The sequence below is a fragment of the Shewanella sp. HL-SH8 genome, assembly GCF_051165765.1.
GTDB classification, from domain to species: Bacteria; Pseudomonadota; Gammaproteobacteria; order Enterobacterales; family Shewanellaceae; genus Shewanella; species Shewanella glacialimarina.
Genome location: NZ_CP195039.1, coordinates 3,778,240 through 3,800,575 on the forward strand (window position 1 = coordinate 3,778,240; position 22,336 = coordinate 3,800,575).

19 protein-coding genes are annotated in these 22,336 nt (G+C 41.8%); 7 read left to right on the forward strand and 12 right to left on the reverse strand.

Annotation, left to right across the window (positions count from 1 at the left end):
* Nucleotides 1-34: 34 nt before the first annotated feature.
* Together ACRWQN_RS16705 and ACRWQN_RS16710 are read right to left on the reverse strand one after the other, a co-directional pair.
* Complete coding sequence (locus ACRWQN_RS16705; protein ID WP_434938958.1) at nt 35-1,948, reverse strand: peptidase U32 family protein; 1,914 nt, start codon at nt 1,946-1,948, stop codon at nt 35-37.
* Between the two features lie 120 nt (nt 1,949-2,068).
* The gene (locus ACRWQN_RS16710; RefSeq protein ID WP_434927029.1) at nt 2,069-2,635 is read right to left on the reverse strand and encodes a phosphoribosyltransferase; all 567 of its coding nucleotides are present in this window, start codon (nt 2,633-2,635) and stop codon (nt 2,069-2,071) included.
* 180 nt (nt 2,636-2,815) lie between these two features.
* Between ACRWQN_RS16710 and ACRWQN_RS16715 the strand changes: the two genes are divergently transcribed.
* Both ACRWQN_RS16715 and ACRWQN_RS16720 read left to right on the forward strand, forming a co-directional pair.
* The gene (locus tag ACRWQN_RS16715; protein WP_434927030.1) at nt 2,816-3,475 is read left to right on the forward strand and encodes a DNA-J related domain-containing protein; all 660 of its coding nucleotides are present in this window, start codon (nt 2,816-2,818) and stop codon (nt 3,473-3,475) included.
* 145 nt (nt 3,476-3,620) lie between these two features.
* Nucleotides 3,621-4,301, forward strand: a complete 681-nt coding sequence (locus ACRWQN_RS16720; protein WP_434938960.1) for a thiol:disulfide interchange protein DsbA/DsbL — start codon at nt 3,621-3,623, stop codon at nt 4,299-4,301.
* 131 nt (nt 4,302-4,432) lie between these two features.
* Here the strand turns inward: ACRWQN_RS16720 and ACRWQN_RS16725 are convergent, their stop codons facing one another.
* From ACRWQN_RS16725 to ACRWQN_RS16750, 6 genes are all read right to left on the reverse strand, one after another.
* The gene (locus ACRWQN_RS16725; protein ID WP_434927032.1) at nt 4,433-5,044 is read right to left on the reverse strand and encodes a hypothetical protein; all 612 of its coding nucleotides are present in this window, start codon (nt 5,042-5,044) and stop codon (nt 4,433-4,435) included.
* Between the two features lie 164 nt (nt 5,045-5,208).
* Entirely contained in the window at nt 5,209-5,724 is a 516-nt protein-coding gene (locus ACRWQN_RS16730; RefSeq protein ID WP_434938961.1) for a cytochrome b/b6 domain-containing protein, read from the reverse strand.
* A gap of 4 nt (nt 5,725-5,728) precedes the next feature.
* Entirely contained in the window at nt 5,729-6,250 is a 522-nt protein-coding gene (gene hemG / locus ACRWQN_RS16735; RefSeq protein WP_434938963.1) for a menaquinone-dependent protoporphyrinogen IX dehydrogenase, read from the reverse strand.
* Between the two features lie 144 nt (nt 6,251-6,394).
* Nucleotides 6,395-8,032, reverse strand: a complete 1,638-nt coding sequence (locus tag ACRWQN_RS16740; RefSeq protein WP_434938965.1) for a di-heme oxidoredictase family protein — start codon at nt 8,030-8,032, stop codon at nt 6,395-6,397.
* Between the two features lie 72 nt (nt 8,033-8,104).
* Nucleotides 8,105-9,259, reverse strand: a complete 1,155-nt coding sequence (locus ACRWQN_RS16745; protein WP_434927036.1) for an imelysin family protein — start codon at nt 9,257-9,259, stop codon at nt 8,105-8,107.
* Between the two features lie 67 nt (nt 9,260-9,326).
* A complete protein-coding gene (locus ACRWQN_RS16750; RefSeq protein ID WP_434938967.1) occupies nt 9,327-10,742 on the reverse strand; it encodes a hypothetical protein in 1,416 nt (471 codons plus the stop codon).
* A gap of 298 nt (nt 10,743-11,040) precedes the next feature.
* On the opposite strand from ACRWQN_RS16750, the gene ACRWQN_RS16755 reads away from it, so the two are divergent.
* Nucleotides 11,041-12,174, forward strand: coding sequence for an MFS transporter (locus ACRWQN_RS16755; RefSeq protein ID WP_434940690.1), 1,134 nt, complete (start codon nt 11,041-11,043; stop codon nt 12,172-12,174).
* A gap of 11 nt (nt 12,175-12,185) precedes the next feature.
* The gene (locus ACRWQN_RS16760) at nt 12,186-13,031 is read left to right on the forward strand and encodes a TIGR03899 family protein (protein WP_434927038.1); all 846 of its coding nucleotides are present in this window, start codon (nt 12,186-12,188) and stop codon (nt 13,029-13,031) included.
* Between the two features lie 7 nt (nt 13,032-13,038).
* Here the strand turns inward: ACRWQN_RS16760 and ACRWQN_RS16765 are convergent, their stop codons facing one another.
* The 3 genes from ACRWQN_RS16765 to ACRWQN_RS16775 all read right to left on the reverse strand — a co-directional run bounded on the left by ACRWQN_RS16765 (nt 13,039) and on the right by ACRWQN_RS16775 (nt 15,597).
* Nucleotides 13,039-13,653: a hypothetical protein gene (locus tag ACRWQN_RS16765; protein WP_226413604.1), complete on the reverse strand. Its 615-nt coding sequence runs from the start codon at nt 13,651-13,653 to the stop codon at nt 13,039-13,041.
* 200 nt (nt 13,654-13,853) lie between these two features.
* Nucleotides 13,854-14,531: a type 1 glutamine amidotransferase domain-containing protein gene (locus ACRWQN_RS16770; protein ID WP_434938968.1), complete on the reverse strand. Its 678-nt coding sequence runs from the start codon at nt 14,529-14,531 to the stop codon at nt 13,854-13,856.
* A 31-nt stretch (nt 14,532-14,562) separates the two neighbouring features.
* The gene (locus ACRWQN_RS16775) at nt 14,563-15,597 is read right to left on the reverse strand and encodes an NADP-dependent oxidoreductase (RefSeq protein WP_434938970.1); all 1,035 of its coding nucleotides are present in this window, start codon (nt 15,595-15,597) and stop codon (nt 14,563-14,565) included.
* Nucleotides 15,598-15,749: 152 nt separating this feature from the next.
* Between ACRWQN_RS16775 and ACRWQN_RS16780 the strand changes: the two genes are divergently transcribed.
* Entirely contained in the window at nt 15,750-16,199 is a 450-nt protein-coding gene (locus ACRWQN_RS16780; protein WP_226413598.1) for a MarR family winged helix-turn-helix transcriptional regulator, read from the forward strand.
* A 207-nt stretch (nt 16,200-16,406) separates the two neighbouring features.
* Here the strand turns inward: ACRWQN_RS16780 and ACRWQN_RS16785 are convergent, their stop codons facing one another.
* Nucleotides 16,407-17,723 carry an amidohydrolase family protein gene (locus ACRWQN_RS16785; RefSeq protein WP_434938972.1) on the reverse strand — a complete coding sequence of 439 codons (1,317 nt, stop codon included), beginning with the start codon at nt 17,721-17,723 and terminating at the stop codon, nt 16,407-16,409.
* Between the two features lie 220 nt (nt 17,724-17,943).
* Between ACRWQN_RS16785 and ACRWQN_RS16790 the strand changes: the two genes are divergently transcribed.
* Together ACRWQN_RS16790 and ACRWQN_RS16795 are read left to right on the forward strand one after the other, a co-directional pair.
* A complete protein-coding gene (locus ACRWQN_RS16790) occupies nt 17,944-18,996 on the forward strand; it encodes a 2-dehydropantoate 2-reductase (RefSeq protein WP_434938974.1) in 1,053 nt (350 codons plus the stop codon).
* A gap of 4 nt (nt 18,997-19,000) precedes the next feature.
* A complete protein-coding gene (locus ACRWQN_RS16795; RefSeq protein WP_434938976.1) occupies nt 19,001-22,330 on the forward strand; it encodes an nSTAND1 domain-containing NTPase in 3,330 nt (1,109 codons plus the stop codon).
* Nucleotides 22,331-22,336: the final 6 nt, after the last annotated feature.

Here is a 22,336-nt window from a genome sequence, read left to right on the forward strand (position 1 = left end):
ATTACTGTACTAATAAGTGCTTATTAAGTGCAGTTTAACTTTTTACCATCTGATTTGAGCCAACAATCATCATTTCGCATTTTTGGCAATCAAACACTAATTTCAATTTATCTTTACCGACATCTAAAAACATTGGGTCAGCTTTTATGCCCTCTACTTCTTTAGGGCATAAATTAAAGCTGTAACGTAAACAATGCTTGGTCACCATTAAAGGTGCGTCATGTAGCACTTTATTTTTTTCATAGGTGTCTTCCATTTGAATAACACCATGTTGCTCGTAAAAATTACGCGCTTGTTCGTTGGCAACGTTAGATAAAAAGCTTAACGATTTCTGCGGGAAACGCGCCTCTTTATCATGTGTCCAGCGTTCTGGGCGTTTATATGCAGCCACTCGCGCAAGCATTAGGGCATCAACCGCATCACGGCGAAGCTCGTTTACGGTTGAGGCCGGTAAAAACCAGGCTTGCTCGGTTAATAAGTTCAGCTTATTAACAGTAAAATCGGTACTGCCTAACTTACCTAACTGCTTTTTAAGGTTAGCAGCTGATTTAGCTTGATCGTTTGCCGCTTGCTTTTCACATTGCAAACGGGCCGTAGCGCTAATGCCGTGAATATCGGTCATCGTCAGCGCAACGCCATGTTCAGTATCATGCAATTGCATATCAACACTGATTTTACGGGTAGCGGATTCTTTATTTAACGTCGATTCAAATTTATGATCGAAGTTTCTGAACATCATCACGCCAACTTTTAAATCTTTTGGCACCTCAGTTAAATATAAGGTATTGCCGTCAGCGCGGTTAACTCGAGTACCAGCAAGTTTATCATCCGACAAACGCTGAGTTTCATAATGCTCAACAAAAAAGCACAAACCATCACCGTTATTGAACACAATATCTTTGCCGCTTTCAGTCGTATCGAGTTTGATAAAATCTTTACCAACCTGAGTAATACGGCCCACTTTTTCACCAATAAATTTCGGCGAACTAAAGTGTTCAATCGCTTCGGTTCTTTGGGTAACAAAATAGTCAGTTTTACCGCGGTTAAAGCTTTTATCTGGATCAGGAGTAAAATTAAACTCGCAACGCCCGTGAGAAATAGATTCAACATCACTGCGCTTGGCAATAATGGCATCTAATTGTTGACGATAATGGGCGGTGACGTTTTTAAGATAAGTAATGTCTTTTAAACGGCCTTCAATTTTAAAAGATGACACTCCAGCTTCAATTAACGCTTCAAGGTTATCGGTTTGGTTATTATCTTTTAAAGACAATAAATGCTGATTCTCCGCTAACACCTCACCTTCTCGAGTGGTCAAGTTACACGGTAAGCGACACATTTGTGAACATTCGCCGCGGTTAGCACTGCGATTAGAATAAGCATGGCTTAAGTTACATAAACCACTGTAACTAACACATAAGGCGCCATGAATAAAAAACTCTAACTTCATTTTAGTGCTGTTAGCAATATCACGAATTTGCGGGATATTTAACTCACGCGCGAGTACCACTTGAGAAAACCCAACCTGCTCTAAAAAAACGGATTTTTCAGGGGTACGGTTATCCATTTGCGTACTAGCATGTAACGCTATTGGCGGTAAGTTTAATTGCAACACGCCCATATCTTGAATAATTAACGCATCAACACCAGCTTCGTATAAGTCCCAAATCATTTGCTCAGCTTTAGGTAATTCATCGTCCATTAAAATAGTATTTAAGGCGACAAACACTTGGGCATGATAGCGATGAGCAAACTCAGCTAAACGGGCAATATCTTCAACACTATTACCCGCATTGTGACGGGCACCAAAAGCAGGACCACCAATATAAACCGCATCTGCACCATGGCGAATTGCCTCAATACCATAATCGGCATTTTTAGCAGGTGCTAACAGTTCAAGCTGACGCTTTTTGGCGGGTGTAGGTGTAAAAAGTTCAACAGAGGCCATATGGTTATATCAATTCTTGTAATTAAGCAAAATCGGTTAGATAAAAAAGTGCGCCAACAAAATTGTTGGCGCACTCATATATTTTCTTATTCTAGCAAATTTGTTGTAAAAATGCCCAGATTAGATAAATAAATCTTGGATGTTTTTCAAATCAGCTTTGCCGTTGGCAATTTCGTCTGGAGTCAAGCCTTTCACTTCATGCGGAAACACTAACCACTCGTCAGACTCATGGATAAAGTAGTCTGGTTTTAACGGTACTTTAGTGTTGTTTGGCTTGTAATAAGGACAAGCAATACGAATATCCGTTGGAATATTTAATCGCATAAATTTCTGCAACTTACCGATTAAGGCATGGATGCTGCGACCAGAATCAAATACATCATCAACAATTAGTAAGCCATCTGTGGCGTTGGCATTTTCAATAATGTAATGCAAACCATGCACTTTAATATTCTTATCTTGCTTGTCGGTGCCAATACCATAATAAGATGAGGTGCGAACGGCTATGTGATCTGTTTCCACTTCCTTGAAATCAAAATATTCTTGCACCGCAATACCAATGGGTGCACCGCCTCGCCATATGCCCACAATAAATTGGGGTCTAAAGCCAGATTGGTAAACCTGTGCTGCTAAACGAAATGAATCTTCAAGTAATTGTTGCGCGCTTATAAAGTGTTTATCGGTCATTGGTGTTTACCCCCATTTTTATTGCGGAGAATTTTATACCAAAACCAGCCACTTTGCCTGCATTGTTAACGTTTATTAGACAATGAACACGCCGCAAAGCAGATAAAAATCTGCTTTTCCTTGCATCATCACTATGGCATAGTATTTTTTATCGCCATTTTCAGCATGAAGACGCTCATTATGTTATTTGAAAAACGTTCCGCAGAACCTAGCTTAGAAGCACCATCGTCATCGATGACTTCTGAAAAAGGTGATAATCCACTTATTTGGCCACTGTTAAGTGTATTGCAGTCTTCGAATCACAGTTGGAAGGTGCATCATTTAGCCAGTGAATTGCAACATAAAGGCCTAATGCATGATTTAGACCCATTACCAGAAAAGGACCTGTTTAAACGTAACTTTCTATTGATGAATGCCTTGTATGAGTTACAGGATATTTTGCTGCCCAAGCAATGGTTACAAGTGAAGGCTATGGAAATTCAGTTGTTTAGAATTGTGCCAGGCAACGCAGACCTATTACACCGTCAAGACGCCGCACTGCGGGATTACTACTTAGACTGGAAAAATTACGATACCAGCATTAATGTCGTCCGTGAAATGTTGGAGTCGTTCTGGAACAGCTATCAAGAATATATTGGCGTAAACATCCAATTAATGAATAAAGGTCATGCTTTAAAAGTATTTGAATTAGATGATAGCGCATCAAACAAAGACATCAGAAGGCAATGGAAAAAGTTAGCCTTAAAATGGCACCCTGATCGTGACCAAGGCAATGCCGAACGTTTTAAAGAAGTCTGTGAAGCATGGCAAACATTACGCGACAAAAGCTTAGTTGCCTGAATCATTAGTAGACTTATCGGAAGCACTAAAAGGCAATATTTGTCACAAATCACCACTGGATCACATAAATCTTTCGGTCTAGTTTGTCAAAATATGTCATCATTAGCGGATAAAATTCCATTAATAACATAATTTTGAGGTATTCATGTTTAAACATTTTGCATTAGCCGCCAGCGTAATTATCACACTCATTTTTTCTTTAATCATTGCCCCTATTAATAGTTTTGCCGCCCCCTTTGTAGAAGGTAAGCACTACACACAAGTTTCAAATAGCATGGTGCCAAGCGAACCTAAAGTGACTGAGTTTTTCTCTTTTTATTGTCACAACTGTTTCAATATGGAAACCAAGTATTTACCAGAGATTAAAGCAGGCTTAGACAAACAAGTTAAATTTGACACTAAACATGTCGATTTTATGAACAGCGATTTAGGTACTGAAGTTATGCGCTCGCTAGCGGTGATCCACACTCAGGACAATCAAGAAGCGTTAAAAGTAGCAATGTTCGGTGCCATTCAAGGCGATGAAAACGATGGCGGTCATGATCACAGTGCCCATGGTGACAAACATGAGTCACAGGTTAATAGCCGCGATGACATTAAAAAGGTCTTTGCTAAATTTGGTATTGATGCCGCTAAATATGATGAATTGGCCGACAGTACAGATACCGACAAAAAATTGAGCCTATGGCGCCAACAGCAAGTGATATATCGGGTACAAAGTGTACCTACCTTTATCGTCAATGATAAATACGCCATTAATATGAACGAAATGCGCACCCTTGATGACTTAATCAATGTGATGAACTACTTAGCACTACAAAAATAACTAAACTGCGCCGCTAATTTATTTTACAAACTAAAAAACCGATATCGCACTGCTAATATCGGTTTTTTTATTGTTAAACATTTATTGTTAAAAATAAGTCGATTGAAAACCGACGAAATTTTAAATCACAATTAGAAGTTATTCGACCTTTCTTCGATATGCATTTGTTCAACTAATGCCTTATCTTCACGTCTTTGTTCAACTAATCCTGAACCATTGCGTTGCTGATATTTACCTTCAGCCTGTTTCATACGGCTACTGCCGCTATTGATTAGGTTTTGACCTTGTTCTATGGCACTTTCACCTTCAGCTAACTTAGTATTGCCGTCCTCAACCAATTCTTTACCATCTGCAAACTTGTCATCAGCGTCTTCCCAAAGATCGGCAATTTCTTCCAGCTTATTCAATAAAACAATCGCTCGTTTGCCCGTCGGTGCACCATTTAATGTGCTAGTAAAACTCAAAAAAGCTTGTTTCTGTTTCTGGCCTTCAATTCTTGCCTCGGCGATTAGCTTTTCACCTTCACGGATCTCAGCACTACCTTCTTGCACCAGTTTACGGCCATCTTGTAGTTGCTCTTTACCGTTTCTAACATCCTTATCACCCTGCTCCCATTGTTGAGATAAATCAAGGTTTTGTGCGCCTTCAGATTTAACTTTAGAGGCAAAATTATTCTGAGTTGCTGCACAACCACTCATACCCATAACGCCTAAAACCAGTAAGCAACATAGAGTCGATTTCATATATAATTCTCAATAAAATGAAGTAGAGATAAATTGCCGCAATTAAACAGTTGAGCGAAGGAAATAGCAAGTGGCTGAAATGTTAAATAGTGTTAATACGCTAAATAATTTAGATAATGATAATAACTAAGGGTAAAGAACTTGTTAGCCTCTAAACACATGGCTTAGTCAAAAAAGTCCTTAATATGCAGTAACGCTAATAGCAGGTGAATAATCATAAAACCGATAAAACATTGGCCAAGCACTTGATGATAGCTGCGCCATACTAAGGCATCGCTCGGGTCAACTAAATACCAAACCACACCGCTGATCGCCACCAGCAAAAGTAAAATAACACCTATTCCTTCAATAACACTGAACAACCCCTTACCTCCTGCAACCGGTATCTTGCCTGTTAATATACCAATCAGGTCCGTGTTAACTTGATTAAAGTCCAATAGTAACCACGGGAAGAACTGTCGCCATTGACCTTTAAGGCACACTTTTATGGCAAACAATAACGCTAAACATGCTGTAATTAGGCCGCCGTATACATGAAAGTGACTCCAAAAACCGGCATTTGCGCTTAATTGCCGCCCTATTAATACCCAAGGGCTAGTGCACACTAATATGACCGACATGACGAGTACCAATGCATGTAGCTTAACTGCAATTTTTTGCCATATCAGCTTTAGTACCATAGCGTTACACCTCAATCATTTTAGCGATAAAGTCATCCACCCTTTGCCAGTCAGTGTATTCAACCTTGGTATTGGGATCGGTTGGACCTTTGGTCATCCACATAATAAATCGAATGATATTGCGATCCATTGGGCCATAGCCCTGGTAATCTAAATTCCCCGCAAAGGTCTGTAATAAAGCGGGTTTCCATACGGTTTGTTGTAAAAATGCCTGCATATAGGCATTGGTTTCTGGGGTGTTTTTATTCGGTTTGCGCGCCACCAAACTGACTGAAAAAAAGCCGCTGGGTTTAGTTTCTAACTCTACCTGATGCTGCTGAATAAATTCATATAAAGCGGGTCGATGTTTACCATGACGGATACTTGCACCAATATAAATTCTATCAAAGCCAGACAAATCACTCACATCATCTAAAGCCGCTAAGGTCACATGATGATCAGCTTGGGGTATTTGTTGTTGGATGTACTCGCATATTCTACGGGTTTGTCCGTGTACGCTGGAGTAAACAAGAAGGATCTGAGCCATATTGCCGCCTAAACAAGTAATTAACTCGCTTATATTACGTTATATAGCAGGTGTTGACCTTGAAACAGATCACGGCTTTAACATCAAAATAGATCAAAAGAAGCAAGCACCTGCCTTACTTCTTTTATGGAGTTACATCGGTCGTTATAGTGACATTAAAAACGCTACCACCTGGTCTCGCTCATTCTGGGTTAACGCCATAAAAGCTTGTTGGCTTTTTTCAGCTTCGCCGCCATGCCATAAAATAGCTTCTTCCAATGTTGCCGCACGGCCATCATGTAAAAATCCGGCTTGCGGATTCACCGTTTGAGTTAAGCCTATGCCCCATAAAGGACGTGTGCGCCATTCATTACCGTTCGCCAAAAAGTCAGGGCGGCCATCAGCAAGTCCTTCACCCATGTCATGCAATAGCATGTCACTGAACGGATAAATTGTTTGACCCTTTAAGCTATCGCTCATCGGTTCACCGCCAATATCACCGGCGGTTTTCGTGGTAAATGATGGTGTGTGACAACCTGTACAATTAACTTGCTCAAACAAACGTGCTCCCTCACGTACATTGCTGTTACTGACGTTACGTCTGGCCGGAACCGCTAAGGTTTCAGCGTAAAAAGTCACTGAGTCACTGAACGCAACATCGGCTTCTGGCTCACCATTTTCATCACTGCCGGTATCAACAAAACCTGTACGGGTTAAATAAGCATCATGCAAGCTAGTACCTGCAATACTTTCGTCTGGAAACAGTGGGTTAGTAATACCAATGTCACCCCGTAATGCGCCTAGTGATTGCACTCGTACGCTAGGGGTATTGGCTTTCCAGCCAAAACGCCCTAATGACACTGGATGCGCGACACCATCGCGGGCTTTTACGGCATCAAATACCCAATTAGCTCGGCCTGACACACCATCGCCATTAGCATCATTGACATCAACATTGGCTAAAATATCCGCTTCAGGTATCGCTTCTAATAAACCTAAACCAAATACTGGCATACCGTTTCGCCAGCCCATTAGTACGTCGTCTTGCAATAGGTTAGAGGTAACATTAGCGCTTTGTTTGGTTTCACCCGGTGCATCGTAGGGGTTTTCAACATCAAATAAAGGTTTTTTAAGAATAAGGGTTCTGCCGTCAGCGTAGGTTATTTCGCTGCGCTGATAAGACAAATATACATCGGCTTGACCAACAAAAGCATTTTGCTGCCAATCTGGGCGAGCTTTAAGCACGCCGCGGTGAAATAGCTGACCACCAAAATCAGGCACGGCTATTGGCGCACAATAATTGTTTTGCGCAGTTCCTTCAGTGCACACTTCATCAGGTGCTTTACTGATGCGTAAAAATATTCCCGCGGCAGATCCTAGCTTAACTCGATTTTCATTGGCGGCTAAAAATGGGGTTGAGTTACGCCCATCACGTTGGTGACAAGAGTTACAATCGGCATTATTAAATACCGGACCTAGTCCATCTAATTCAGGATGTTCACTATTAGGCGCTGTGGTAAAAGAGGTTTCAAAATTAACGTCACCCTCCAAATGCAATGCCAACTCACTGGCGGTTAAATTAGTTGCTGGGGTAGAAAAACCATGGCCTGAATTACTGGTATCAAAGGTAGTGGTATCACCACCTGAGGCACTAATATCGGTATAACTAGGGTAAGTGACTACTGGCGGCTCTGGTACTATTTCAGTGGTAATTTCATCACCACTGCCACCACAGCCGACTAAAATTGTTGTTGTCATCATCACTGACATTAACGCATAAAGCTTAGTTGTTATTTTCATCATTTTGTTCACACATTTTTACAGTTTATCAAAATACCTAGCCTCAATTGAGGCCAGGTATACTTCAACTAAACGTTAGCTGGTTTTCCAATCTGACAATAAAGGTAACATGTCTGATTCTAGCGAGGCTTGCAGCTTACTTAATGCATCAACAGCCACTTGCACACGCTTACGGCCCTCAACATCTAAAATAGCCTGACGAAACGGCATATCATTACTGCCCTTAATCGCTTGGATTTTTAAAATAGCATCATCAATTTCACTGCCAATGCGAGTCGCCAAAACAGTGTCTGCAGCAGCAACAAAATCAATTAAACCTTGCTTGTCTGCACTACCGGTATATTCACCCTGGTAAACATTACGTACGCCAATGATGTTATTTGAAAAGTCAGTTAATGAATTCCAAGAATATTGCGATTCTACTTTTGAGGTGTCAGCAGTGGTAATTGAGTCACCAAATGGATCAGCAATTTTACCGTTACCCACTTCATCGACAATACCAATCATGCCATTGATCAATTCTTCAACAACCGCCAGTTGTGAAGAGTAAATGGTATTAGTACTGGTGCCAGGTTGCTTTAATAACTCAGCATATGGCAGTGCGTTGGTATCTTGTGGGTTATGGCTAACTTGCCATGCATCATCAAGTTGCTTAGTGTAATCACGAAACACTTCAGCTAAGGCCACTAGATACTCACGTTCACGGGTGGTTAACTCGGCAATGTCTTTAGTGTTGTCGTTAACGCCATCACCAAATAATAGGTATTCCATAGTATGGAAACCTTGCACATCATCGTTCCAACCTTTAATGGTTTCAGCATCAAACCCGACCGCGCTGTTTAACTGTGTTTGCAGGTCAGTAGTATTTAATGGCCAGCTGTCTAAATGCGGGTCAATACTTAATGAGTCAACAGGGCCAAAAATATGCGATTCACCTTGCTCCCAAGGCTGACGAGCCGCTTTCCAGGCCGCTTGTGCTGCGATTAAATCCGCTTGAGAGGTTGAGTTAATTAAACTTTGGGTAGCATTAAATAACGCTTCACCTTTACTGGCTAAATCAGCATAACCGTCAACAATAACCTCATTGGTTAAGTTGGTGATCATTTCAGTCGCAACAAATGAGAAACTATCATCTGGCACGATTGGCGCAGTATCATCTGAGCCAGAACCACCACAAGCAGATAACCCCATGATTAATGAAAATGCGATAGCTGAATATTTAAATTTCATAAAAACTCCATGTAAAACAAATTAACGTTAAAAAAACACACTATTAAACGTCTGTTAAGACAATGACTTATAAAGAAAATTGGTACCCAACACCTAATGCGAAGAAATTAGTATCAGGAATACTGGCCACGGCAACTTGATGTATGCCGCCTTCCGCCTTAATCACAATTTCAGGAATAGGGAAATAATTGATACCTATGCTGCTCCAGGTGTTTTCAAAACGCTTAGTAGCAGTACCCGTTTCAACCGCCATCAGCGGATTTGAGTAATCGATGTTGGCAAACGCAGTTATTGGTATATTGATCCAGCTGTCCAGCTTGACACCCGCTTCAACAAAGAAAGATTGTGACTCAGAACCTAGCTGGGCAAAGTTACCTGGACGTAAACCTGGGGTGGTTTTGTTAGCCTGAGTAATCGCATCAGTGTTTTCCAGAGTGCCATAAAGATACTGGCCACGAAGAATCCATGGACCTTCGACAAATGCCCCAGCAATTGAGACAATACTCATTGCACCATCTACATCTAACTTATTACTTTTATGGCGATTACCTGAAGTATTGCCATAGTAATAAGCCACACCTACAGCGCTACCGGTTTTAAAGTTGCCGTAATCTAAACGTCCGGCAAAAGCTAAATCATCGCCGTTAACATGCTCAAAACGTTTTTGATGCCCAGAAGCAGCCCAGTCATAGGTACGGAAGTATTCTGAATTTAATCCACTGACGACCTGAGCCTGGTAATGAAAATCACTAATTTCACCATAAACGCCGATACCGTTTTCATTCCACACAGCCGGTAACATGGCCGCTTCACTTTTGTGGCGCAACACGGTGAGATATTGATTAGGCTTGTGCAGTGTGCTGGTTAGGCCGATTGGAAGGTGAATATTACCGAACTTAATCCCAAACTCTTTACTTGGGCGATAGCGGATCTCCGCTTTTTCAACAATGACTTCGCCGCCTGCTTCAACTTCAGATTCAAACTCGCCAAATTCATCAAAACCATCATACTCAAGCGATGTGCCTGTGCCACCATGTTCATATTCAATCTCAACTTCCATGCTCCACTCATCGGTAAACTGATAACCAAACTCAGTCACTATGCGCTCTAAGTCAAAACGATTACGGCGCTCAGGGCTGGTATCTTGAACGTTATCGAAATATTCATCACTGGTGTAGTTCGCGGTGCCGTAAGATTTAAAGCTAAAGCGGCTATAACGGTCTTGCGCTGCAGAGACCTCACTGGCAACGGTTTCAACCTTTGACGTTAAGGCATCGCGCTCAACCTGTTGCTGTGCAGACTGTGACTTTTGTTGCTCGGTTAATAGATTTAACTGCTGCTTTAATGCTGCAATTTCAGCTTCTTGCTTGGCAATAGCCTTGGCAATTGCATCGGTTTCATTAGCAGCATTTGCATTCGCTACAACACCTAAGCCCATAACGCTCGCTAAAGTCATCGCCAATAGTGAGATTTTGCTATTCATATCAACTCTCCACGTACACTTAAATAATTAAGCTTATTTTAATAATTCGCCACACAATAACTTAATTGATAATCATTTGCATTAAAATTAAGATCTTTCTTCGCAACAGCATTTACAAATAAATTACACTTCCCATAAAAATGTTTTTTTGCCACTATGGTCACACGCCTTTAAAATCACCCTTTGGAACTTCATGGATTCATCATCACTGACCACGGCTAATGTATCTGCTAGCACAACTGCAAATACCTCAGCCACTGAGGGTTATCAAACCAATCCACAGCATTTGTTGCTATGGATGACCTTTGTTATGTCAATGGTATTTGCGGTATGGCAAGCCTTACTCAACAACTTTGTGATTGAAAGAGCGGCGTTTACCGGTGCTGAAATTGGTATGCTGCAAAGCTTACGAGAAGTGCCCGGCTTTTTGGCGTTTACTGCGGTATTTGTTTTACTGCTTATTCGCGAACAAGCCTTTGCCCTTATATCGCTGGCATTGTTATGTATTGGTGTGGGTATTACCGGATTTTTTCCCGGCGTACTCGGGCTATATCTGACCACAATTTTAATGTCGATAGGCTTTCATTATTTTGAAACCATCAACCAGTCGTTAACATTGCAATGGGTAGATAAAGCAGAAGCACCAGGGTTTATGGGTAAAGCACTCGCATGGCGTTCAGCCGCGGCGTTAATCGGATATGGCAGTATCTGGCTAGTCATGACATGGCTAAACCTTGACTACATTTGGATGTATTCAATCATTGGCGCATTAGGACTAATAATGGTGCTGATGATGAGTCTGTACTTCCCCCGTTTTGCTATTAGCGAAACGCAGCACAAACATTTATTAGTGCGTAAACGATACTGGTTATATTACTTGCTAACCTTTTTCTCCGGCGCGCGTCGGCAAATATTTATGGTTTTTGCCGGCTTTATGATGGTCGAAAAGTTTGGCTATTCGGTATCAGAAATCACCGCCCTGTTCTTAATTAACTATGTGGTGAATTTATTTTTTGCCCCCGCTATCGGAAAACTGATTGGTCGCATTGGTGAGCGTTATGCGCTTATCTTTGAATATGTGGGCTTGATTATTATTTTTATCAGCTATGCCTATGTAGAGAATGCCCATGTAGCTGCGGGTTTATATGTGATTGATCATTTATTGTTTGCCATGGCAATCGCAATGAAAACCTACTTTCAAAAAATTGCTGATAAACAAGATATTGCCTCAACCATGTCGGTTAGCTTCACCATTAACCACATTGCCGCGGTGATCATTCCCGTACTATTGGGTATGCTGTGGTTAAGTTCGCCTAAATATGTCTTTTTCATCGGCACAGGATTCGCGGTATGCTCTTTATTACTGGCATTCAATGTCCCCAAATCACCCAAACCAGGGTTTGAAACTTACTGGCCTAAACCACGCGAATAAATGAGTAAATAATGGCTGAACCAGACAACAATATCATTGAAGTCGATATACAAGCGGCAGATACCGCCAATATGTCTGCGCGCAAAAAAGCCTTATTACTCGGGCGCATGTTAGGGCTAGCCAGTGAAGAAGATTACCGTCCATCAAGCGCATCTATTGCCGAGCGGGCGCAGCATCGCCAGCGTAAACAGCTAAGTGCATATCAAGCCAATCTGGAAAATATTTTTGCATTAGCATTAAATTACACCCCTTCAGATGTAACGGGTGTCGATTTAGATGCTGATTGGAGTCATCAGTTTTTTCAAATGGCCGAGCAAATTCATAATCGCAAAATGCAGGATTTATGGGCGCGTATTCTTGCCAGTGAAATAGTGTCTCCTGGTAACTTTAGCCTTCGTTCGCTGTTAGTACTAAAACAATTCACCTTTCGTGAAGCGCTTATTCTTGAAAAAGCCTTAGGCATGTCGGCTAAAATTGGCACAGATAACCGTTATAAATTACTCAGTGGTTATCGGATAAATGGCGGGGTGAAGCAATATTTTCGTAAAAATAATCAGGTAAATATCCCCTTGTCTCAATATGGGTTGCCTTACTCAAATATTTTAACCTTAATAGATGCGGGGGTGATCCATAATAGTGAGTTTGAAACAGGCCTGCTTGACCCTAAAGTAAAATTACCCATGCAATTTGTGCATGATAATTTTACTCTTCAACCCAAAAGCCAACACCTGCTATTTACCTATTATCGATTAACCACCATTGGCGATGAAATTTGCCAGCTGATTGCAGCAAAACAAGATAAAGGTTTCAACCAAATGTTAAGAGGCGTATTGCAGCAGGATTTTAATATTAGCTAGATATGAGTTAAATATTATAAAGGTGAGAATACTTGGTTTTGTGGGCGCTGAATAAAAACTGCCTTAATGCTTCCCTTGCTTCACCATGGGCATTAATTTTAGCCGCCATAATACCATTTTCAGCACGTACGGGCTCAAAATCTACATCCACTTGCAAACCATTGGTCAGCATAAGTTTGCCAGATGTAGGCATTTCAGCGTGTAAGTCACCGCGCATTTTAATCGTTAAGCCAGAGCTGGATAGCGACAACACCTCAACCTCTTGCTCAGTATTACCAACAACGGTGACATCTTTTAAATCGGTTACGCGCCAACTGCGTTCAACACCTTGCATATCGACCACTTCAGGTACGCCTAATACAGGAATAAACTGCCCTAGTTCATCGCGTTTTAACACTAGCGGAAACCACAAACGATAGTGGCTAATTTCAGCCAGCAGCGTTAATTTAGCCTCACCCAGAATATGGGCTAATACCTGAGGAATCTCTGTCGAAACACTTAAAGAGTTATCAGCCAAAATGTCCGCATCAGTTCTAGACTGTAAAGGATTACCTAAAGTCATCTTTGATGTAAAAATATCACTAAAACAGGCTAACTCTTCATCACTCAACGATTTCGACACGCTTTCAACATCCTCTTGGTTCACATTTCATATTGAGCGCAATATATCATTATTTTGACATTCGAATAAACTTTAACCGTTATATTGAGAAAAATTAATGTTTTGTACAACTATTTACCTACTAAAATCTATTTTTTGTCCGTAAAAAACAAAAAAGCAAACCTAAGTTTGCTTTTGCATAAGCCAATAAATAATAGCAATTAGCTTAAAAGTGCCAACATTTTATGTGCTACTAGCTCAGATGACGCTGGGTTTTGACCTGTCACTAATTTACCATCAACCTGCGCAAACGGATGCCAGTCATCTGCCTTGGCATAATCTGCGCCATTGGCAATTAACATGTCTTCGACTAAAAATGGCACTATGTCGGTTAATTGCACCGCATCCTCTTCGCCATTAGTAAATCCGGTGACTTTTCTGCCTTTAACAATAGAGGTACCATCAGCATTTTTAGCGTGCTTAAGTGCGCCTGGTGCATGACAAACTAACCCTAATACCTTGTCTTGTTTTACCGCATTTTCAATCAAAGCAATTGATGTGCTGTCTTCGGCCAAATCCCATAATGGACCATGGCCACCAGGGTAAAATACCGCATCATAATCAGCAATATCTACCGACGACAACAATAAGGTTGTAGCCAGTTTTTGTTGGGCATCTGTGTCTAATTTAAAACGTTTCGTTGATTCAGTTTGAAAATCAACTTCATCGCTTTTAGGGTCTAAAGGCGGTTGGCCACCTAACGGCGACGCCAATACCACTTCAACATTACTGTCTTTAAACACATAATATGGCGCGGCTAACTCTTCTAGCCAAAAACCGGTTTTATGTTCTGTATCGCCCAATTTGTCGTGCGATGTTAGTACCATTAGTACTTTCATTTATGTATTCCTAATAAAGTAAAAAATCTCATTAAATAGACAGTGGCTCATTCAGTTTAATCACTAATTTGCCAAAATTTTCGCCTTTTAACAGGCCGATAAACGCTTTAGTCGTGTTCTCTATACCGTCGACTAAATGCTCACGATATTGGATCTTGCCATTGGCTAACCACTGGCTCATATCCTTAGCAAATTCAGGGTAACGATGACCATAATCATCAAAAATGATAAAGCCTTGCATTTTAATGCGCTTCACTAACAAGGTGCCCATCAGCAGTGATAAACGATCCGGTCCTGCTGGCAATGAGGTGGCGTTATATTGCGAAATCATCCCACATACTGGTACTCGTGCACCTGTGTTAAGTAAAGGGAAAACAGCATCAAATACCTTGCCACCAACATTTTCAAAATACACATCAATGCCTTTGTCACAATGTTTTGCTAACTGTTCAGCAAAATCAGCTGCTTTATGGTCGATACAGGCATCAAAACCAAGTACTTCAACCGCATGGCGACATTTTTCAGCACCACCCGCAATACCAACCACTTTACAGCCTTTAAGCTTACCTATTTGACCAACGGTAGCACCCACTGGGCCAGTTGCCGCAGCAACCACTAAAGTGTCACCCGCTTTAGGTGCGCCAATTTCAAGCAGCCCCATATATGCGGTAAATCCTGGCATGCCCATAATGCCTAATGCATAAGATGGCATACTTGGGTTAGCGCCTAAGTTCATTAGGCCTTCACCGTTTGATACGCAGTAATCCTGCCAACCACCAAAGGCCAATACCCAATCGCCTACCTTGTAATCAGGGTGCTGACTTGCTTCAACCTGTGACACAGTCGCGCCAACCATCACTTCATCAATACCAACCGGATCAGCATAGGATTTAGCATCATTCATGCGCCCACGCATGTAAGGGTCAAGTGATAAATAAACTGCACGCAGTAACACTTCACCAGATTGTGGCATTGGCTTGCTGACGGTTTCTAAACGGAAGTTTTCGGCAGTCGGTTCGCCCTGTGGACGAGAGGCTAAAACGATACGACGATTGTGTGATGACATGATTAATCCTTTTTAATTGCAATCCAAAACGTTGACAAAGGTTGACTCAATGAAGGCTACAATAGCTAAAACAACAGTGGTAACATCGTCACACGTTTTACTTATTTACGTGACTGTGAGCCATTTTGATCACAGTCCAGACAGAGTGAGTTATGAAAGAAGATCACCAGTTACATCTTGATAATCAACTTTGTTTCGCTGTTTATTCAACATCACTTGCCATTACTCAGCTTTATAAACCTTTATTAAATTCGCTAGGGCTAACCTACACCCAATACCTGGTGATGTTGATTATTTGGCAAAATGAAGGCTTAAGCCTTAAAGATGTTGCCCAAAAACTGGCCCAAAAATCGGGCGCTATCACACCGGTAGTCAAACGGCTTGAAGCTTTAGATTATATCCAACGCGTTAGACACCCTGAGGACGACAGACAACTGTCATTAACCCTCACTGAAAAAGGCATCGCGCTAAAGTCAAAAGCCATGCAAATCACGCAGCACGTTAAGTTACAAAGTGGTATTGATGAGGCCGAAATGGCCGACCTTAAACAACGCTTAGATGCTTTTCGTAATAAGCTGCCAAAGCAAATCAATCTGCCTTAGCCCTAACATAAAAGCAGCCCTAACATTAACAGCGAGCAACATTATCATTGCGTGAAGCTATTAAAACACATTGTTATCGCGATAATCAATTGTGCGCAATCAAAAAATATTAATATTGGAATTAAATCAGTGTTAAACGATAAGCAACCAGCTGACTTCACCCCATAAAATCAGCTAGTTGCAACAAAACAAGACGAACAGGTTTGCTTATAAATCTTGTTTATAAACAATGCCTGACTTCATTACGAAGGGAATATTTAACAAGGTTTCAATGTTATCAAGCGGGCTTTGTGACGTCGCAATAATATCGGCATATTTGCCTTTTTCGAGTGTACCCAACGTAGCCGACATATCAATCAACTCTGCCGCATTAACCGTCGCACTTTTCAAAATATCCATGTTGGTCATACCCGCAGCGTGCATTAATACCGCTTCTTTAGCATTGTCACCGTGGTGCGACACACCGCTGTCAGTGCCGTAAGCTATCTTAACACCTGCTTTATAAGAGGCTTTAAAGTTGTCCATCATATCGCCGCCAACACGAATGGCTTTTTCTTTAATCGCAGGAGAAAACACATCTGTGCTTTTGGCCATTTGCACCACAGTGTCGCCAGCCAGCAAGGTTGGCACTAAAAACGCACCCGACTTTTTGAATAATTTAATACTGTCTTTATCGGCATAACTGCCATGTTCAATACTATCAACGCCTGCGCGTAATGCGGCGTTAATGCCCGCAGCAGAATGGGCATGGCTGGCCACTTTACGCCCTAAAGCATGGGCAGCATCAATCACTTCTTTTAGCTCATCATCTTCCATTTGCTGACCCGTACCAGTATTGGTGTCAGACAACACCCCGCCTGTAGAGGTAATTTTAATCACATCTGCGCCAAATTTAATCGCCCGGCGTGTGGCACGGCGGCAATCAAAAGGGCCATCACAAATGGTTTTTTCTGTGTATAAATCCAATAAATCTGGGCTCATACCATCTACATCACCATGGCCACCGGTAACCGACACGCCGCCAGAGGCAATAATTCTTGGGCCATCAACCCAGCCTTTATTAATGCCATCGCGCAGGGCATAAATTTGCTCAGCTTTAGCGCCTAAATCACGTACTGTGGTAAAGCCTGCCAATAAGGTTTTTTTAGCAAAATACGCACTGTGCATGGCGACATCGGCATCAGACATACGCAGTTTTTGGCTATCATTTTTAGGGCCTAATTCACCCTGTAAATGCACGTGCATGTCCATTAAGCCCGGCATCACAAATGCCTGGCTTAAATCAATAATCGCTAAGGTGTCATCAGCCGTTACAGCAACGTCTTTAACAAAGCCAGATTTCACCTCTGTAATAATGCCATCGCGGATAATAATAGATTGCTGCTGTAACGGTTTTTCACCCGGCACAGCCAACAATTGCCCAGCATGAATTATTTGAATGTCAGCGGCTTGAGATGCTAGCGCTAATAATGCACCGCCGATTAAAGTGGTTAATCTTGATACTGCGAATACTGTTGTTTTCATTATAAATCGCTCATTTGATAATAATTGCCACCTAAGCTGACAAAAAAGGCAAAAAGTTACAAGTTATTATGCTTTTTGTTACATTTTAGGTTGATGCTATTGCCATTGAATAAAAAGAAAATGGCATAATTTAACGCTAACAATACTGTAGAATCGACAGCGCGAGCCACTTACTGCGGATGTAGTTTCATTGTAAATGCACTTTATTGGGTAAAATTAAATGAGTAAACCAACAAGCACTGCAATGAATATCGCCATTTATGGTGCCGGCTCTACTGGCTGTTACTTAGCAGCAGAACTATTAGTCGCCAAGCAAAATGTCACTGTCATCTGTCGAGAACGGATTAAACAGGTGATCATTGATAATGGCGGTATTGCCATTAGCAATTACCAGGGCGCTAATCATAGCGTGATGCCATCAAATATCATCACCGACTTAACCCAATTAGACCCATTAACTGGCCAGCCCCCGTGTTTCGACTTAGTGTTTGTCACCTTAAAATGCCACCAACTTGACAGCAACTACTCTGATTTATTCAATATAACCCATGCCAACAGCAGTATTATTTTTATGCAAAATGGCCTTGGCAGTTTTGATAACGCCCATCAACAGCTACCCCAACGCCAAATTTATCAGGGCATCACCCCGTTTAACGTGTTGCAGTTAGCTAATGGCCGCTTTCATAAAGGCACTGAGGGATGCTTTATTCTGCCTAGTATCAATAAAACACAGCTTATCGCCACCGCCATGGGCAACAATAATGTGCCCTGCACCTTAGTTGACGATATGGCCGCTGTAATAAACGGCAAACTATTACTTAACCTCAATAATGCCCTTAATGTTATTTGCGATCTGCCGATACAAGCTCAATTAAAACAACGCCCTTTTAGGCTACTACTGGCTCAAGCTATGCAAGAATGGCTTGATATATGCCATAAAACACAGCGCCCGTTAATGCAATTTACTCAAGTCGCCCCAAGGTGGCTGCCATTAATACTGCGTTTGCCCAACGGCTTGTTTAATATTGTGGCTAAGTCTATGTTAGCCATTGACCCACATGCCCGTTCATCAATGTGGGAAGACATTCAAGCCAAACGTTTAACAGAAATTGACTATTTAAATGGCGCTGTGGTCAAACTGGGAGTGCAATGTCATATTGCAACACCAGTGAATGGGCTAATATATCAAGCCATAAAACAACTAGAACAAGGTGAAAAGATCAATATTAACGATCTCACTACTCGGTTAACTGTGCCTAAAAAGAAAATATAATAATATGAATAAACAGCATTTCTTCTTCGGGGCCTGGCAGGTCAATCCAGAAAGTAACAGCTTGCAACAGGGCGCTGACATTAAGCAAATTGAGCCCAAAGCAATGGATGTGTTGATACTACTCTGCCAACATCCAGGAGAAGTGCTCAGCCCAGACACCATAGTCGAGCAATGCTGGGGCCATACCGTTGTGGGCGATAACCCGCTGCACAAAATCATTACCCAACTGCGTAAAGCCTTAGGCGACAACGCATCTAAGCCACAATTTATTGAAACCATCCGTAAACGCGGCTATCGCACCTTAGCTGAAGTTAATTACCCGTTAATTGAACATGATAATCAAATAAAACAAAACACCTGGCAAGGTGGTTCGCCCTTTCCTGGATTGCGTGCATTTGATGCCAAAGATGCCGATGTATTTTACGGCCGCAGCGAGCAAATCAGTACCTTGCTAAAACGCATGAGCAACCAGGTACAATTTGGTCGGGCATTTTGTTTATTACTCGGCCCTAGCGGCAGCGGTAAATCGTCATTATTAAATGCCGGAGTCGTGCCGCAGTTTATGCGCCCACAGGGGTTTGATGGCATTGGCATTGTGTCTCACACCAGTTTAGATTTAGCCGATATTAGCCAGGACCGTTTATTTACCGACATCGCCCTTGCACTGCTGGATTTAGACATAAACGATATACCGGTATTTGATGGCATGACCGCTGAAAATCTCGCCGTCATGTTGCAGCAAGATATGCCCAAGGTCATTGAACAAGCCAAACAGGCCTTAGCCAATATCGAGCAAACTGACACCGCAATTACGCCCAAACTATCGATATTTATTGACCGTGTAGAAGTGCTACTTTCTTCACCTATTTTTACTGAAGCACACATTCAAACCGCATTAGATATGATTGAATCGCTCGCCACCAGCGGCTACTTTATGGTGTTCAGCGCCTGTAGAAATGACTTTTATCCGCAGGTGGTCAGTCGGCCCAGTTTAATGGCCGGTAAAGCCAGCGGATCACACTTTGACTTAACCGCACCAAACCGCACCGAGTTACTGCAAATGATCCGTCTGCCCGCTAAAGCTGCGGGACTTAAATGGGACACAGACCCGCAAACCCACACGCCATTAGATGAACTACTGTGCGCCGAAGCGGTTAACAACCCTGACGCACTACCTATGCTGCAATACACCTTACAAGAGCTGTATTTACAGCGCGATGAACACGACACCTTATTAGTGTCTGTTTATCAAAAACTCGGCGGAATAGAAGGTGCTATTGGTCAAAAAGCCGAAGGTATTTTTGCCGCATTAGCCGCAAAGCACCAACACAGTTTAAGCAAAGTATTATCGTTATTAGTCACCTTATCCGCCGATGAAACCAACATCACCAGCCGCGCCGCGCGCTTAAGCCAACTGAGCAACGACAACGAAACCGCCCTAGTACAAACCCTGATTGATAACCGCTTATTTGTGTCACACCTGCAAAATGGCCAGGGCTGTTTCAGCGTTGCCCACGAGGCACTATTACGACGCTGGCCACGGGTATTACAATGGATTGAGGCACATCGTGACAGCTTACGGGTTAACGCACGTTTAACCGTACTTAGCCAGCGTTGGCAAGATGAGCAACAGCACAAAGCCTATTTACTGGCCGAAGGTAAACCGCTGCAAGAAGCACTAGCACTGGCCGACAACCCGCTGTTTAATTTAGATACTGAGCAACACGCCTTTATTCATGCCTCTAAGAAAAGCGTTGGCGTAAAACGCCTGGCGAAAATGTCCACCATAGCCGTGCTGTGCATGCTGACCTTATTGGCTGTTTTTATGAGTGTAAGAAGTATTAAGGCTGAACAATTTGCTAAACAAAAACAACAACAGGCAGAAAGCTTATTGGGTTTTATGGTCGGCGAGTTCGCCGATAAATTACGTAGCGTTGGTCGCATGGATTTATTAGATGGTATCACCCAAAAGTCGATGGAATATTTTGCTAGTAATGATCAACAAACGAATGCGTCAGCCGCCTACAAAAAATTAAGTTATCAAAGCCGCTTACAACACGGTCAGGCATTGGCAGCAAAAGCAGAGGTTGCTTATTCAAGGGGCGATAACAGCAAAGCATTAACAGCATTTATCGATTCTCAAAAAATTCTTCAAGCGCTCTATGATGAAACCAGCAACGCCCCAGATATTGAACTACTCAAACTATTGGGCGCAAACGCTTTCTGGGTAGGTCAAATAGCATTAAATGACAGAAAAGATGCTGAAACACTCAAACAATTTGAACTTTACCGCGATTACAGCATTAAGATGAATCAAATTGCACCAGACAATATCGATTCGTGGATCGAGTTATCTTATGCCTACAACTCACTAGGCAGTCTATTTTTCAACCAGAACAATTTCAGCAATGCTCAACGTAATTTCGAACTCTCATTAGAACTAAAACAAAAAGCTTTAGTGCAGTCACCTCAAGACAGTTTACTTGCCTCATCTACAGCCGATACCTATTCATGGATAGCCAGTACCGCAATGAAACAGGGGGATTTAGAAGGTGCATTAGCGCTATATGCTCAAGGTCAGCATTTATTGGAATTACTCTTAAAAGAAAAAGCAAAAGATGCACCACTAATGGAGGTGCTCTCTTATATCTTAAGTCATCAAATAGAGATTTTAACCGCTCAAGCCAAGTGGCAGCTTGCATTTGATATGAGCAAACAGGCATTTGAATTATTGGATAAGATGCATAATCAAGACCCTGATAATAGCTACTGGCGCTTTGAAAGATTAAACATACAAGCCAAGCAGCTGATTTTAGCTGCCCACTTAATTAGCGAACAAAAATCATCACAATCAAGTTTTATTACCCCACTCGAATTATTCGCTCAATTTGCTGATCAATATTCTTTATCTGAGCAAAACAATAAGTACTTAGAGCTTAAAACTATTAATCTGATTGCCGCCATAAAATATTTTCAAATACTAGGTCTGTGGCAGGAAAGTGAATTACTTCTAATCGAGCTAAACCAGCTATCGACTATAGCCCAATCAACACCAAGTTCTTTTTCAATGGAGGCTGCGCTACTATCTGCAACGCAAGCAAAACAGAATCAGCAGAAGCTAGCTATGGAGTCATACTGTCAATTAGTACTATCTCATATACCTGAAAGATTTTATCTGTATGACATTGAGTTTAATCAAGCATTTGTTGCTGCCAACTTATGCCTAAAATCGAAAGTATCAATAACCGAGCAGTTAAATGCGCTCAATAAAATGCACATTAATATCTCGGCGCATTACCCACTTTTAACCTCTAAAACGTCCATCCCACTATAAGGAAAT